The sequence below is a fragment of the Streptomyces capillispiralis genome, assembly GCF_007829875.1.
Classification (GTDB): Bacteria; Actinomycetota; Actinomycetes; order Streptomycetales; family Streptomycetaceae; genus Streptomyces; species Streptomyces capillispiralis.
Genome location: NZ_VIWV01000001.1, coordinates 609,962 through 623,928, shown reverse-complemented (window position 1 = coordinate 623,928; position 13,967 = coordinate 609,962). Strand labels below are relative to the sequence as shown.

General features: G+C 71.7%; 14 protein-coding genes and 2 pseudogenes. 6 read left to right on the top strand and 10 right to left on the bottom strand.

The features are described from left to right. Nucleotides 1-230 precede the first annotated feature (230 nt). From FHX78_RS02190 to FHX78_RS02175, 4 genes are read left to right on the top strand one after another with little or no spacing between them, the layout of a single operon-like run. A complete protein-coding gene (locus FHX78_RS02190; protein WP_145865769.1) occupies nucleotides 231-788 on the top strand; it encodes a 2Fe-2S iron-sulfur cluster-binding protein in 558 nt (185 codons plus the stop codon). Continuing rightward, nucleotides 785-1,777, top strand: a complete 993-nt coding sequence (locus tag FHX78_RS02185; protein ID WP_145865768.1) for an FAD binding domain-containing protein — start codon at nucleotides 785-787, stop codon at nucleotides 1,775-1,777. The genes FHX78_RS02190 and FHX78_RS02185 overlap by 4 nt, the downstream gene beginning before the upstream one ends. Beyond that, entirely contained in the window at nucleotides 1,774-3,906 is a 2,133-nt protein-coding gene (locus FHX78_RS02180) for a xanthine dehydrogenase family protein molybdopterin-binding subunit (RefSeq protein ID WP_145865767.1), read from the top strand. Before FHX78_RS02185 ends, FHX78_RS02180 begins: the two co-directional genes overlap by 4 nt. After that, complete coding sequence (locus FHX78_RS02175; protein WP_145865766.1) at nucleotides 3,899-5,035, top strand: XdhC family protein; 1,137 nt, start codon at nucleotides 3,899-3,901, stop codon at nucleotides 5,033-5,035. The genes FHX78_RS02180 and FHX78_RS02175 overlap by 8 nt, the downstream gene beginning before the upstream one ends. A 165-nt stretch (nucleotides 5,036-5,200) precedes the next feature. Here FHX78_RS02175 and FHX78_RS38130 read toward each other — a convergent pair. The 10 genes and pseudogenes from FHX78_RS38130 to FHX78_RS02125 form a co-directional block, all read right to left on the bottom strand. Beyond that, nucleotides 5,201-5,314: pseudogene (locus tag FHX78_RS38130) on the bottom strand (IS5/IS1182 family transposase); the annotation flags it as partial. Nucleotides 5,315-5,686: 372 nt separating this feature from the next. Beyond that, nucleotides 5,687-6,040, bottom strand: coding sequence for a peptidase inhibitor family I36 protein (locus tag FHX78_RS02170; RefSeq protein WP_145865765.1), 354 nt, complete (start codon nucleotides 6,038-6,040; stop codon nucleotides 5,687-5,689). Nucleotides 6,041-6,095: 55 nt separating this feature from the next. Next, nucleotides 6,096-7,001 (bottom strand): hypothetical protein, encoded by a 906-nt coding sequence (locus FHX78_RS02165; protein ID WP_145865764.1) that lies wholly within the window; start codon nucleotides 6,999-7,001, stop codon nucleotides 6,096-6,098. Between the two features lie 244 nt (nucleotides 7,002-7,245). Continuing rightward, nucleotides 7,246-7,471: pseudogene (locus FHX78_RS37295) on the bottom strand (hypothetical protein); the annotation flags it as partial. 229 nt (nucleotides 7,472-7,700) lie between these two features. Beyond that, a complete protein-coding gene (locus tag FHX78_RS02150) occupies nucleotides 7,701-8,252 on the bottom strand; it encodes an OsmC family protein (protein WP_145865763.1) in 552 nt (183 codons plus the stop codon). Nucleotides 8,253-8,334: 82 nt separating this feature from the next. After that, nucleotides 8,335-9,117 carry an SDR family NAD(P)-dependent oxidoreductase gene (locus FHX78_RS02145; protein ID WP_145865762.1) on the bottom strand — a complete coding sequence of 261 codons (783 nt, stop codon included), beginning with the start codon at nucleotides 9,115-9,117 and terminating at the stop codon, nucleotides 8,335-8,337. Between the two features lie 88 nt (nucleotides 9,118-9,205). After that, the gene (locus tag FHX78_RS02140; RefSeq protein WP_229923933.1) at nucleotides 9,206-9,463 is read right to left on the bottom strand and encodes a hypothetical protein; all 258 of its coding nucleotides are present in this window, start codon (nucleotides 9,461-9,463) and stop codon (nucleotides 9,206-9,208) included. Between the two features lie 95 nt (nucleotides 9,464-9,558). Then, nucleotides 9,559-10,092, bottom strand: coding sequence for a DinB family protein (locus FHX78_RS02135; RefSeq protein ID WP_145865761.1), 534 nt, complete (start codon nucleotides 10,090-10,092; stop codon nucleotides 9,559-9,561). Nucleotides 10,093-10,101: 9 nt separating this feature from the next. Next, nucleotides 10,102-10,383: a hypothetical protein gene (locus FHX78_RS02130; RefSeq protein ID WP_145865760.1), complete on the bottom strand. Its 282-nt coding sequence runs from the start codon at nucleotides 10,381-10,383 to the stop codon at nucleotides 10,102-10,104. A 173-nt stretch (nucleotides 10,384-10,556) separates the two neighbouring features. Further along, a complete protein-coding gene (locus FHX78_RS02125) occupies nucleotides 10,557-11,444 on the bottom strand; it encodes a LysR family transcriptional regulator (protein ID WP_145871570.1) in 888 nt (295 codons plus the stop codon). Nucleotides 11,445-11,571: 127 nt separating this feature from the next. On the opposite strand from FHX78_RS02125, the gene FHX78_RS02120 reads away from it, so the two are divergent. Both FHX78_RS02120 and FHX78_RS02115 read left to right on the top strand, forming a co-directional pair. Further along, nucleotides 11,572-12,597, top strand: coding sequence for an alcohol dehydrogenase catalytic domain-containing protein (locus FHX78_RS02120; RefSeq protein WP_229923934.1), 1,026 nt, complete (start codon nucleotides 11,572-11,574; stop codon nucleotides 12,595-12,597). Nucleotides 12,598-12,721: 124 nt separating this feature from the next. Continuing rightward, nucleotides 12,722-13,828 (top strand): flavin monoamine oxidase family protein, encoded by a 1,107-nt coding sequence (locus FHX78_RS02115; RefSeq protein WP_145865759.1) that lies wholly within the window; start codon nucleotides 12,722-12,724, stop codon nucleotides 13,826-13,828. Nucleotides 13,829-13,967: the final 139 nt, after the last annotated feature.

The following is a 13,967-nucleotide window of genomic DNA, read 5'->3' as shown; positions in this document are numbered from 1 at the left end:
CGGACAGCTGTCCACTACGTTCGTGCGGGTAACGGACAGCTGTCCGCTTCGTTCGTTCCGATCGTATCGGCGGACACGGACGGCGTGGGGCGGCCCTTCGGCACGCCGTGCCCGGCCGGTCCCCCACCCTCCCGCACCCCACATGTTCCCGAACGCTCCCCGTTCCGTACAGCTCACCCCCCACATCAACCGATTCGTCCGCCTTCCAGATCCGTGAAAGAAGGCTGCTCATGGCCCCCTCGACGTCCAGCAGCGTCACCCTGAACATCAACGGCGAGAAGCACACGCTGTCCGTCGACCACCGCACCACCCTGCTCGACGCCCTGCGCGAGCGGCTCGACCTCACCGGCACCAAGAAGGGCTGCGACCAGGGACAGTGCGGCGCCTGCACGGTCCTGGTCGACGGCCGCCGCACCGTGTCCTGCCTGCAACTGGCCGTCGCGTCCGACGAACGCGAGATCACCACCGTGGAGGGCATGGCCGAGGGGGACCGGCTGCACCCGGTGCAGCAGGCCTTCCTCGACCTGGACGGCTTCCAGTGCGGCTACTGCACCCCCGGCCAGATCTGTTCGGCCATCGGCGTCATCGAGGAGCACGCCGCGGGCTGGCCCAGCGCCGTCACCGAGGACGTACGCCCCGAGGCGGGGCCCCCGCCCCTGACACCCGAGGAGATCAAGGAACGCATGAGCGGCAACCTGTGCCGCTGCGGCGCCTACGCGCAGATCGCCCAGGCGGTCGCCCGCGCCGCCGCCGAGACCCGCACCGAGACCGAGGGAGCCGCCGCATGAGGGAGTTCGACTACCGGCGCGCCGACGACGTCGCCGGCGCGGTGGCCCTGCTCGGCGCCGACCCCGACGCCCGCTACCTCGGCGGCGGCACCAACCTCGTCGACCTGATGAAGACCGGCGTGGAGCGCCCGGCCCGGCTCGTCGACGTCCGCTCCCTCCCGCTCGACCGGATCGAGCCGGCCGACGACGGCGGACTGCGCATCGGCGCCACCGTCACCAACAGCGACCTCGCCGCGCACCCCGAGGTCCGCCGCCGCTACCCGGCCCTCACCCAGGCCGTGCTCGCCGGCGCCTCCGGACAGTTGCGCAACATGGCCACCGTCGGCGGCAACCTGCTCCAGCGCACCCGCTGCGGTTACTTCACCGACCTCACCCGGCCCTGCAACAAGCGGGAGCCCGGCAGCGGCTGTTCCGCCGTCACCGGGGAGCACCACAACCACGCCGTCCTGGGCGCCTCCGACCACTGCGTGGCCGTCCACCCCTCCGACATGGGGGTGGCGCTGACCGCCTTCGACGCCGTCGTCTCCTACGAGACCGCCGACGGGCCGGGGGAGGTGCCGCTGGCCGACTTCTACCTCCCCGTGCGGGACACCCCGCACCGGGAGACCGCCCTGCCGCCCGGCGCGCTGATCACCGGCGTCACCCTGCCGCCGGCCCCGGTCGCCGCGCGCTCGCGCTACCGCAAGGTCCGCGAACGCGCCTCCTACGCCTTCGCGATCGGCTCGGTCGCCGCCGCCCTCGACGTCTCCGGCGGAGTCGTGCGCGACGCCCGCCTCGCCTTCGGAGCGGTCGCGTCCCGGCCCTGGCGGGCCCGCGCCGCCGAACGCGTGCTGACCGGCGCCCCGGCCACCGCCGAGAACTTCGCCGCGGCGGCGGACGCCGAACTCGCGGCCGCCAGGCCGCTGCCCCACAACGGATACAAGGTGACACTCATGCGCAACCTCGTGGTGGCCGTGCTCTCCGAACTCGCCGAGGAGGCCGCCCGATGACCACCGCCACCACCGGCCGGGCCACGGCGACGGGCGCCGTCGGCACCGCCCACACCCGCGTCGAGGGCCGCGACAAGGTCACCGGCGCCGCCCGCTACGCCGGCGAGATCCCCTTCGCCGGCCTCGCCCACGGCTGGCTGGTGCTGTCCGGGGTCGCCCGCGGCAGGATCCTCTCCGTCGAGACCGCCCCCGTGCTCGACATGCCGGGCGTGCTGACCGTCCTGCACCACGGCAACGCCCCGCGCCTGCACACCGACTACATAGGCAGTATGGGCGTACCGCCGGACCCGACGTGCGCGGTCTTCCAGAACGACCGCGTCCCGCACGCCGGATGGCCCGTCGCGCTCGTCGTCGCCGAGACGCCCGAGCAGGCCCGGGAGGCCGCCGAGGCGCTCGTCGTCACCTACGAGCGGGAGCCGCACGACATCGAACTCGCCGCCGACCGCCCGGACGCCTACCCGGTGGACGGGCACATGCCCGGGGTGACGCAGAAGGGCGACCTGGAGGCCGAACTCGCCGCCTCCGCCCACGTGGTGGACGTGGAGTACACCACGCCCGAGGAACACCACGCCATGATGGAGCCGCACGCGGCGACCGCCCGGTGGGACGGCGGCCGGCTCGAGGTCGTCGACTCCAACCAGGGCACGACCTGGGTCGCCGACGAACTCGCCCGGATGTTCTCCCTGGACGCCTCCGCGGTGCGGGTGCGCTCCGAGCACGTCGGCGGCGGCTTCGGCAGCAAGGGCATCCGGGCCCACCAGGTGTCCGCCGTGATGGCCGCGACCGTCCTGCGACGCCCGGTCCGCGTCGTCCTGACCCGCCGTCAGATGTTCTCGCTCACCGGCTACCGCAGCCCCACCACCCAGCGCGTCCGGCTCGGCGCCGGCCCCGACGGCCGGCTGCGCGCCCTGGACCACCGCTCGCTGAGCCGGACCTCGACGATCTGGGAGTTCGTCGAGCCGAGCGCCGGCGTGGCACGCGTGATGTACGACGCCGACGCCCACCGCACCGCGAACGAGGTCGTACGGCTCGACGTGCCGTCCCCGACGTGGATGCGCGGTCCGGGCGAGGCGCCCGGGTCGTTCGCGCTGGAGGCGGCGCTCGACGAACTGGCCGAGCGGTGCGGACTCGACCCGATCGAACTGCGGCTGCGCAACGAGCCCGAGGTGGGCCCCGTCTCCGGGCTGCCGTTCGCCGGCCGCAACCTCGCCGCCTGCTTCCGCGAGGGCGCCCGGCGCTTCGGCTGGGCCGACCGCGACCCGCGCCCCGGGGTGCGCCGCGAGGGGCGCTGGCTGCTCGGCACCGGCACGGCCGCGGCGTCCTTCCCGGCGGGCGCCCTCCCGTCGACGGCCGCGGTGACCGCCGAGGCGGACGGCACCTTCACGGTGCGCATCGCGGCGGCCGACATCGGCACCGGGGCCCGTACCGCGCTCACCCTGGTCGCCGCCGACGCCCTCGGTGTGGCCCCCGGCCGGGTCCGGGTGCGGATCGGCGACAGCGACTTCGGCCCGGCGGGGATCGCGGGCGGCTCCATGGGCACACGCTCCTGGTCCTGGGCGGTCACGGCCGCCGCCGAGGAACTGCGGGACCGGCTCGTCCCGTCGGGCACCGTGCCGCCGGAGGGCATCACGGTGCGCTCCGACACCACCGCCGCCATCGGCGCCCTCGCGCAGAAGGAACGGCACTCCTACGGGGCGCAGTTCGCCGAGGTCGCCGTGGACGTCACCACCGGCGAGGTGCGGGTGCGCCGGATGCTGGGCATCTTCGCGGCGGGCCGGATCGTCAACCCGCTCACCGCACGCGGCCAGCTCACCGGCGGCATGGTCTGGGGCATCTCCATGGCCCTGCACGAGGAGGCGGTCCGCGACCGTGCCTCGGGCGGCCTCTACGGCCCCGACCTGGCCGGATACCACGTCGCGACACACGCCGACGTGCCGCTGGTCGAGGCGGACTGGGTGGACGACCCGGACCCCGACGACCCGGTCGGCATCAAGGGCATCGGCGAGGTCGGCATCGTGGGCGCCGCGGCGGCCGTCGCCAACGCGGTCTGGCACGCGACCGGGGTGCGCCACCGCCACCTGCCCATCCGCCCGGACCGGGTCCTGGAGGCGGGAGGCCCCGGTGTTTGACATCGCCGGTGAGCTGCACCGCTGGCTGACCGAGGGCCGCGCCTTCGCGGTGGCCACGGTGGTGTCCGTGGGCGGCAGCGCACCGCGCGGCCCCGGCGCCGCCCTCGCCGTCGACAGTGAGGGCACGGCGATCGGCTCGGTCTCCGGCGGCTGCGTGGAGGGCGCGGTGTACGAGCTGTGCGGCCGGGCCCTCGAAGACGGCCTGACCCGCGTCGAGCGGTTCGGCTACAGCGACGAGGACGCCTTCGCGGTGGGCCTGACCTGCGGCGGGGTCATCGACATCATGGTGACCCCGGTCGGCGCGCAGGCCCCCGTCCGGCAGGTGCTGCGGACGGCGCTGTCCTCGGTCGTCCAGGGCGGTCCGACCGCACTCGCCCGGGTCGTCGAGGGCCCGGCGGATCTCCTCGGCGGCGCGCTCCTCGTCCGCCCGGACGGGACGTACGAGGGCGGCCTCGGCGGGCTCCCGGAGCTGGACCGGGCGGCGGCAGGGGAGGCCGGGGCCCTGCTGGACGCCGGACGCACCGGCACGGTCGCCCTCGCGGCGGACGGGTCGTACTGCCCGGGCGGGCTGACCCTGCTGGTGGAGTCGTCGGTGCCGCCGCCCCGCATGATCGTCTTCGGCGCGATCGACTTCGCGGCGGCGCTGGTGCGGGTGGGCAAGTTCCTCGGCCACCACGTCACGGTCTGCGACGCCCGGCCGGTCTTCGCCACCCGGGCCCGCTTCCCGGAGGCCGACGAGATCGTGGTCGACTGGCCGCACCGCTATCTGCGGAGCACCGCGACCGACGCCCGCACGGTGCTGTGCGTGCTCACTCACGACGCGAAGTTCGACGTGCCGCTGCTGGAGGTGGCCCTGGGGCTGCCGGTGGCGTTCGTGGGCGCGATGGGCTCGCGCCGCACCCATGCCGACCGCGAGCGGCGGCTGCGTGAGGCGGGCGTGAGCGAACGGGACCTGGCCCGCCTCAGGTCGCCGATCGGCCTCGACCTCGGCGCGCGCACACCGGAGGAGACGGCCCTGTCCATCGCCGCGGAGATCGTCGCGGCCCGCCGGGGCGGCACGGGCGTCCCGCTGACGGACACGGGAACACCGATCCACCACGACACGCGGGACACGGCGGCGGTCGCCTGAGCGGCTGCGGGGGAGGAGGGGCCGGGGGCCGGGCCGAGTGCCGGCTCCCGGCCCTTCCGGAGGGCCATGAGTCCCGCGGAAAGCGGGCGACCCTCACCTGGAGGGCGACCGTCTTGAGACGCCGTTCGGGCCAGGAAGTGTCCCGACTTCCGCTCGTAGCGGCGGTGCTGGGCGTCGACAGCCGGCGGGCCAGGACACGGTCCTCTCGACCACCCAGCGATGACGCCCGAGCTGCTGGGTCTGCGCGATGCCCTTACGGGCAAGGTCGTGCATCCGGCGCAGGCCGCGGACGACGAGTTCCGTACTCGGTTCCGGCGGGAGGTGCGGCTGTCACAGCGTGTTCCGCCCGCAGCATCCGCTACGTGGTTGTCGGTCCCGATGTAGGGCTGACGGGCGCGGCCACCTGAACAGGCGCAGCTGCGAACCGCGTTCGCCCGATCCGGGACACATCGGCGGCCGGTCTGCTCCGCGGCCCATGTCCGGTCAGGTGGCGCGCGACGCCCTCGCGGACGCCGCGTTGAAGCTCGTGCAGTGCCTGACCCGGCCGCCTCGGCCGGGTCAGGCACGTGCGCGCCCCCGCTCAGCGCAGTCGGCCGGGGCCGTTGAGTATGTCGCTCGGAGTGGGGACACCCACTTCATGGGGCGGGAAAGTCAGCAGCCGTGGTACCAGCCGTGCGACCTGCCGCCGTCGTTGGCGTAGGACAGGTGACTGACCTCCCGGCCGGGGGAGAGACAGATGGTGGACGCGCCCAGCTGGAAGTTGAGCGGGTAGACCTTGACCCAGGCGGGAATGCCCGGACCGGTGATTCCGGCGTTCGCCCAGGAAGAGTCCTTGCGGTTGATGTACTCGGGCCAGGAAGCGTCGGAACCTGCGGCCATGTAACCGGTGCCCGTGAAGTTCACGTGCTCGAAGGCGCAGAAATAGCCGGACGGGCAGTGAGGGGTGTCCGCAGACGCGCTGCCGGCACCCGCCACGGACGTACCGGTCAACGCCAGAGTGGCCATCGCCACCGCGGTCGCGGCCCTACGGAGTGATCGCACAATGCATCCCTTCCAGTGATCATTCTCCAGGAATGATCTTCTGTGACTTCTTCAAGGCCCCGTTCCACATGCTGCGGTAGGTGTGGAACAGGGCCTGCTTCTTTTTCTCCACCCTCTTCAGGTGGACTTCGTGCAGCTTCTTTCCTGTGCGTGCCAGTTCTGTCTGGCGAACACATGTCGCCTCGGCGACGGCGAGCGTCCGCTCCATTCGGACGCTGTCCTCTTTCGTCATGGCGGACCTGCGTTCTTCGAACGACTGTCGGAGCTGTTGAGGGCTGTCGGCTTCATGACCCAGGCCGGCCACGCATCTGGCCCAGGCGTGCGTCGCCCTGACATAGGCGGAATCCTTCATGGCAGCGGACAGCGCCGACGACTTGAGTTGGCTCGCCACCGTGCTGTGCGTGAACCACCGGGAGAAGTCGCCGTACAACTCCCGCTCCGCAGCGGCGCTACACCCTCGTCGGCTCGCACTCACGACTGCTCCGTTGTCGAGTTCTACCGAGACGAGGTCGCGGCGACCACCGTAAAGCGCCGCCATGTAGCGCGCCTGCTTCTCCTTGGTCAGTGTCTCGTAGTACCGCTGATTCGGATTTCCCGTCCGGGCACGCCCCTCCTGCACGGTGCCGGGGTCCGTGAAGCCGTACTTCTCGGCCCAGGCGACGCTCTCGATACCGAAAGGGAATCCGTCTCGGGCGGGCAGGCTTTTGCCGTTGTCGACCTCGTAGAAATACCCGCGCTCACGCATGCACTTCCCGACCAGGATCGACTGTGCCTGCCACAGGAGTGCATGCTGTTTCTTGGTCGGGTAAGCCGGGCCTTCCTGTACCCCTTTCGCGGCCTCGCCGCAGGCCGTGGACAGGAGCAGCAGAAGACTTGTGAGCACCGCTGTCCGGAGGGAGCGGTTCGCAGACCTGTTCATCGGCACGTCAGGTCTGTGAAGATGCCGTTCCGGCAGAGTACTTGTCCATTCCCGTCCAGGCTTTGCAGCGTTCTCACCTCTCCGAAATGCAACCCTTCGATCAGCTGCCGGAATCGTATGAGTGGTGCGAAGGCGGGCGCTCCTGACACATGTCAGGGTGCGGCTTTCCGCCGGTTCGGCTGCGCCTGGCCAGTGGGCTGAAGAGCAGCGAAGTGGTCGAGCGGCTCATGGTCTCCCAGCCCGAGATCAGTCACCTGGAGAACGGCCGCCAACTTCTTCGGGCCGGGCCCCGATCAGGTGACGCCCACCAAGCGCAACGAGCGAGGCCCCCGGGCAGTTGATCGTGTTCCGACTTCCGCTCGTAGCGGGCGGTGCGGGCGTCGACAGCCGGCGGGCCAGGACACGGTCCTCTCAACCACTCAGCGATGACGCCCAAGCTGCTGGGTCTACTCGATGCCCTTACGGGCAATGAGGCGGCGGATCCCCTTGCCGGGAGCCATTGGACGCTTCACCGATATCGGCGGCACCACCCGCCGGAACAGCACCCACCACTCATCCGGTACCAGCCGCTCAACCAGGTCCGTCAGGCGCAGCTCAACGAACGATCACTCCAAAGGAAGCGGCGTCTAAGGGTGTACGGCGGCGACCCGCCCCCGCTTCTTCGAGGCGGCGTAGGGGCGGGTCGTGGCGCGGTCCGGCCTGTGCTCAGGCGAGTGTGGTGACGACGTCGACCGGGCTGACCAGGGTGTCCCGGATGGGTGAGCGGCTTTCGACGAGAGAGACGAGTTCCTGGAGCCGCTCGCGGGAGGTGCCCGGGGCGTCGACGTCAAGGCGGACGCGCACCTGCTGAAGGCCGGGACGGACCGTGGGGTCGATGCCGAGGAAGCCCTGGAGGTCGATGTCGCCCTCCAGCTCCAGGCGGTACGCCTCGAGCTCGACGCCCTGCGCTGAGGCGAGGGCGGCAAGGGTGACGGTGTAGCAGCCGGCGAGTGCCTGCAGCAGGTACTCCGCGGGTGAGACGGCGGAGTCGGTGCCCAGCAGTGCGGTGGGTTCGTCGCTGCTCATCACGTATCGCGCGGTGCGTGTTTCGTCCCGCTCGCCGCCCTGGGTCAGCGCGCCGGTCCGTGCGGTAAGCCGGCAGCCGCCCTGCCAGGAGCCGTTGACGGAGAACGTGGCCTGGCCGAGCTGGGGGTTGGCCCGGACAGCGGCGGTGGTGTCCTTGAAAGCCTGGACGTCGATGTCGTTGATGACGGACATGGGTGGGGTTCCTTGTGAACGTAGAGGGTGCACCGTTTCGCCGTGTCTGACACGGGAGCCAGTGCCGCCCCGTCTGTGTGGGTCAGTTGCGTCCGGCCATGACGCCGCCGTCGACGTCCCAGATCGCGCCGGTGACCCAGTCGGTCCGGTCCGACAGAAGGAAGGCGACGGTGGCGGCGACGTCGTCGGCGGTGCCGGTGCGGCCGATCGGGTGGAAGGAGTCGAAGCCGTCCATCGTGGAGTCCATCTCCGCCTTGGGGATGAACTCCTCGTAGATCGGGGTGCGCACGACGGCGGGGGCGACGGCGTTGGCGCGGATGCCGTGCGGGGCGAGCTCCATCGCGAGGTGCTGGGTCAGGGAGTGCAGTGCGGCCTTGGCCATCGAGTACGCCGAGGAGGGGGTGGCGGCGATGGCCTGGTGGGCCCACATCGAGCCGATGTTGACGACGGCGCCCTTCGCGCCGCGCTCGATCATGTTGGCGGCGACAGTCTGGGTGAGGAAGAAGAAGGCGCGGTTGAGCTCCTGGTAGCGGTCGTAGTCCGCGGCCGTGTGCTCCAGGAACGGCTTGGGGGCGAAGACGCCGGCGGCGTTGACCAGCAGGGTGGCGTCGGCGTGCTCCTCGGTGAGGGTGGTGCGCAGGCGGTCGACGGCCGCGGGGTCGGTGAGGTCGGCGGCCAGGCCGACGACCTGGCCGTGGGAGGACAGGGCGGTGGCCGCCTGGTCGGCGCCGGACTGGGTGCGGCCGGTGACGACGGCGGTGCCGCCGGCGTCGAGGACGTGGCGGGCGACGGCCTGGCCCATGCCGCTGGTGCCGCCGATGACGATGACCTTCTGGCCGGTGAAGTCGAGGGTGGTGCTGGACATGTGGTGCTCCTGTTTCAGGTGGTGTCGTGCAGGGGGGAGGGTGGTCAGGGGGCAGGGGCAGACTCGGTAGCCGCGGTGTTCGGTCGGCTCACGGTCTCCCGCGCACGGGAGTGTCGGATGGCCGGCGCCACGAGGAAGCGCGAGACCATGTCAGCGGCAGGTCGAAATCGGCGCGGCCCCTGCCCAGCCCGTTCCATCCTGTTGCGAGCGGGAAGCTCTTCAGCAGGACACGGTCGATGCCGATCAGCTCACCGCCCGGCCTGCGGGCCTTCATTCCCGCGAGGAGTTCGGGCGAGGGCGCGGGGAAGCTGCCGTCCTGCCAGGGGGTCACGCGCACATCACTCACGTGGTGCTCCTTGACTTGGCACCGGCCCGCGTTGAGACCGGGTCGTTGCCGGTGGTGAATCGCCGCTGGCCTCGCCTGGGCGAAGGTGCAGGCGGTCAGGCGCAGGGGTTGCAGACCAGGTAGCCGTCGACACGGCTGAGCCAGTCCGACTCCGGGTCGGGCGGCAGCGCGTGGCCGAGGTTGTCGGCGCGGACCTCGCTGATCCACTGGTCGTGCTGGTACTCGTGGTTGATGAGCGCGAGCAGCAGGTGGTTGGCGACGATGGTCAGCTGGGTGGGGGCGCCGACCTTGCCGGCGGCGATGTCGCCGATGCGGGCGTGGACGCGTTCGGCGACGGTGTCGCGGAACGCTGTGAGCCGTTCGACGGTGGGCAGCGCGCCGCGGAACTTCTCCGGGTTCGCCGAGTCCATGAGTCCGTCGAGGTCCGGGTCGGGGCTGGGCTCGGCCGCGGTGAGGTTGCGGATCATGAAGTGGGCGACGTGGGCCTGGTGGCCGAGGTGCCAGCCGACGGCGCTGGAGTCCTCGTGCGGGCGCCAGGTCACCTCGTCCGGGCTGAGGTCCCGCCACAGATCGTCGGTGTAGGCGCGGGCGCGGTCGTATTCGCGCAGCAGCGCGGTGAGTTCGTGCACCACCGGGGCTCAGACGGTGTCGTAGACGCGTACGTCCTGGTCGGCCTTCAGCAGCGGGGACAGGCCGCCGACGACGTCACGGGTGAACAACTCGCTGGTCAGGTACGCCTCGGCGTCGGCGGTGGTCCCGAAGCCGTGGAGGACCTGGACGTCCTCGTCGCGGACGAGGAGTTCCTTACTGAGGGCGCCGAGGACGGTGTCGAGGAACGGCTGCTTGTACTGCTCGTACACGCCCGCGGCTGCGGCGCGGTAGGCCGGGTCCACTGGCAGTGTGATCTGGAGATACGCCATGGTTATGCCTCTCTCGATAGGCAGGAAGGGTGCGGAGTGGTGAGTTCCGCGACGTGCCTGCCACGTTAGGCATGTCCGGCAAGGTCCGGTAGGGGACCACATTGAATCAGGCTATAAGCAGTGCATATGGCCCCAGGGACTGCCACCAGACGAGGATCATGTGACGACAGACGCTAGTGGCGGGCGGCCGCGAGGCTGTCGGCGAGGCGGAGCAGGTCCGCGGCGAGCGGGGAGTCGGCGCTCCAGACGGCTTCGAAGGAGATCTGCACTTCGCGGCCCTGGTCGTGCAGGGGCCGGTGGCAGACGTCGGGCGAGGTGAGCTTGGAGCGGGGAACGATGGCCGAGCCCAGGCCGAGCTTCGTCCAGTCCTCCAGGACCCGGTAGCTGGCGGCCTCGCCCGGATAGGTGTGCAGAGGCATCTCGTGCGCCTGGAACAGTTGCGTGGTGAAGGTGGTCAGGCCGCAGGTGTCGGGGACGAGGATGAACTGCTCCTTGCCGGCCTCCGTAAGTTCGACGGGGGTCGCCTCCGCCGCGTCGGGAGTGACGACGACGATCGGCTCGACGTCGATGACCCGGTGCTCGAATCGGGGCATCGCGGCCACGGCCGGAATCAGGATGATGTCGAGCCGGCCGGCCAGCAGGCATTCCCGCAGCTCCTGCATGTTCGCCTCGCGCAGCACGAGGTCCCGCGGCGCGGGAAGGTCCTGGACCATGCTGAACGCCCGGGCGACCAGGTGCGAGCCGATCAGCGGTGACAGGCCCATGCGGATCTTCTGCTCACCGGATTCGGTCAGGCGCCGGGCCTCCGCCCCGACGGCGTCGAGCGCGGTCAGGGCCCGCTCGATCAGCGGCAGGATCCGGATGCCGAACGCGGTCTGCGTCACACCGCGCGGCGACCGCTCGAACAGCTTGCCGCCCAGGCGCTCCTCCAGCTTGGCGATCCCGTTCGACAGCGCGGGCTGCGTCACCCCGTACGCGCGTGCGGCGGCGCTGAACGACTTGGTCTCCGCCACCGCCTGCGCATAGCGGAGCCCTTCGAGATTCAGGCGGTCTGTTGTCATAGCCACGGCTTATCGCTCCATTCACTGATGTCCTCTACCCGGCTGGATTTCCTCTGCCTACGGTGAGAGTCCCACTGATGCAGCATAAACAGCAGCTATGAGTAGCGTCGCCGGAACGGAAGGCAGCATGTCGGACAGCGCCGTGACCATGGTCGTGACCGAGCCCCGCGGGCCTCTGCACCCCGTGGTGGCCGAGACGGTCCCGCCTCCCGCCGGGTGGGTCCGCGTGTCGGTGGTGGCGAGCGGCGTGTGCAACGCCGATATCGGTACGGCCGTCGCCACCGGCGAGGACACCGTCTTCCCCGTCACCCCCGGCCACGAGGTCGCCGGTGTCATCGCCGGGACCGGCGACGGGGTCGAGGGCTGGATGGCCGGTGACCGGGTGGCCGTCGGCTGGTTCGGCGGAAGTTGCGGACACTGCGCGCACTGTCGCACCGGCGATGTCGTCCACTGCGCCGAGCGGAAGATCCCCGGCCTGTCCTACCCGGGCGGCTGGGCGCAGAGCATGACCGTGCCCGCCGACGCGCTCGCCCGCATCCCCGACGGCCTCGACCTCTTCGATGCCGCCCCCTTCGGCTGCGCCGGGGTGACGACCTTCAACGCGATCAGCAAGGCCGGCATCCGCGCCGGGGGACGGGTCGCCGTCTTCGGGATCGGCGGCCTGGGACACCTCGCCCTCCAGTTCGCGGCCGCGCTCGGGTACGAGACCGTCGCCGTTGCCCGCGGCGGTGACCGCGAGCAGCAGGCACGCGGCCTGGGCGCCCACCACTACATCGACAGCGACGCCCAACCGCCCGGAGCCGCCCTCGACGAGCTCGGCGGTGCCGACCTCATCGTCTGCACCGCCTCCTCCACCGCCCCCGTGGACGAGCTGCTCACCGGCCTGGCCGTACACGGGCAGCTCACCCTCGTCGGCGTCGACGCAGGATCCGTGACCGTCCCGGCGGCCCGGCTGGTCATGAACGGCCACACCCTCACCGGGCACCTGACCGGCAGCCCGCGCGAGACGGAAGAGGCCATGGCCTTCGCCGTCACCACGGGTGTCCGGCCGATGATCGAGCGGATGCCGCTGGAGAAGGCCGACGACGCCGTCACCCGGCTGCGCGCAGCGGCTCCCCGCTTGCGCATCGTCCTCGACGCCGGCAGCGCGTAGCCCGCCCCCCTCGCCCCGCCGCGCTCCTCAGCCACGCAGCGGGCGGCACTCCACCCTGCCCTCCACCCGATGCCGCGACCACGGACGACCGCGGGGGTACAGCCTGCTCAGAACGGAGCCACACATGCCCCACCAGGAAACCCACGACGTCATCGTGATCGGCGCCGGCGCCTCCGGACTCACCGCGGCCACCGCTCTGCACGCCGCCGGCCGCGACGTCGTCGTCCTGGAGGCCCGCGACCGCGTCGGCGGGCGCCTGCTCTCCACCCCTGTCGAGCACTCGGGGCGGGCGCTCGATCTGGGAGCCACCTGGTTCTGGGACGGCGAGGAACGCGTACGGACCCTGGCCGTCCGCAGCGGCATCGCCACCTTCGAGCAGCACCTCGCCGGCGACACGATGCTCCAGGAGACCACCGGCATCCGCCGCCTCACCGGCAACCTGATCGACGCCCCCGCCCACCGCTTCGCCGCCGGGGCGCAGAGCCTCGCCGCCGCCCTCGCCGCCGCGCTGCCCACCGGCTCTCTTCGGCTGGACACGCCCGTCACCGCCGTCCACCCGACCGACCAGGGCGGCCTCGATGTGCTCACTCCGCCCGGCACCCTCCATGCCGGGCACGTCGTCCTGGCCGTTCCTCCGGCCCTGGCCCTGGAGCGCATCGACTTCCACGACGCCCTCCCCGCCGACCTCGCACGCCTGGCCCGGGCCACCCCGGTGTGGATGGGCGCCGCCGTCAAGGTCGTCGCCCACTACCCGAGCGCCTTCTGGCGCCAGGACGGGCTGGCGGGTGCCGCGTTCAGCAGGACCGGACCGCTCCAGGAGATCCACGACATGTCCGGGCCCGGTGGCGAACCCGCCGCGCTCTTCGGCTTCGCGCACGCCCGCACCGTCCGCCCCGGCTTCGAGCAGGCCGCCACCGCCCAGCTCACCCGGCTCTTCGGACCGACCGCCGGCTCCCCGGTCGCCCTGCACGTGCAGAACTGGAGCACCGAACGGTGGACCGCTCCGTCCACCGTGCAGCGCCTTGCCGACTACTCGCTCTTCGGCGACCGTCTTTTCCAGCGGCCCGCCTTCGGCGGGCGCCTGCACTGGGCGTCGACCGAGACGGCCACCGAGTACGCCGGACACATCGAAGGCGCCCTCGCCGCCGGCGAACGCGCGGCGCGGACCGTCCTCGCGGCGCCCGCCGAAGCGAGCGACACTGCTCCGGGCGTTACCGCCCCCAACAGGTGAGCCACCCGTCAGACGTTCACTGCGGCTGCGGCTCGGCGTACGGATTCCGTACGCCTCACCGCGCCCCGCACATCGCGCCTCCGCACCTCGACGGGCCCTGAGTACGTGCCGGCTCACGCCGCGAGGGCCCGCCCCTGCG

Bases quoted from the DNA above. Each gene is read 5' to 3' on its own strand.
- FHX78_RS02190 (WP_145865769.1), top strand. From the start codon at position 231: ATGGCCCCCTCGACGTCCAGCAGCGTCACCCTGAACATCAACGGCGAG.
- FHX78_RS02185 (WP_145865768.1), top strand. From the start codon at position 785: ATGAGGGAGTTCGACTACCGGCGCGCCGACGACGTCGCCGGCGCGGTG.
- FHX78_RS02180 (WP_145865767.1), top strand. From the start codon at position 1,774: ATGACCACCGCCACCACCGGCCGGGCCACGGCGACGGGCGCCGTCGGC.
- FHX78_RS02170 (WP_145865765.1), bottom strand. From the start codon at position 6,040: ATGGCCACTCTGGCGTTGACCGGTACGTCCGTGGCGGGTGCCGGCAGC.
- FHX78_RS02150 (WP_145865763.1), bottom strand. From the start codon at position 8,252: ATGTCCGTCATCAACGACATCGACGTCCAGGCTTTCAAGGACACCACC.
- FHX78_RS02145 (WP_145865762.1), bottom strand. From the start codon at position 9,117: ATGTCCAGCACCACCCTCGACTTCACCGGCCAGAAGGTCATCGTCATC.
- FHX78_RS02130 (WP_145865760.1), bottom strand. From the start codon at position 10,383: ATGGCGTATCTCCAGATCACACTGCCAGTGGACCCGGCCTACCGCGCC.
- FHX78_RS02125 (WP_145871570.1), bottom strand. From the start codon at position 11,444: ATGACAACAGACCGCCTGAATCTCGAAGGGCTCCGCTATGCGCAGGCG.
- FHX78_RS02120 (WP_229923934.1), top strand. From the start codon at position 11,572: ATGTCGGACAGCGCCGTGACCATGGTCGTGACCGAGCCCCGCGGGCCT.
- FHX78_RS02115 (WP_145865759.1), top strand. From the start codon at position 12,722: ATGCCCCACCAGGAAACCCACGACGTCATCGTGATCGGCGCCGGCGCC.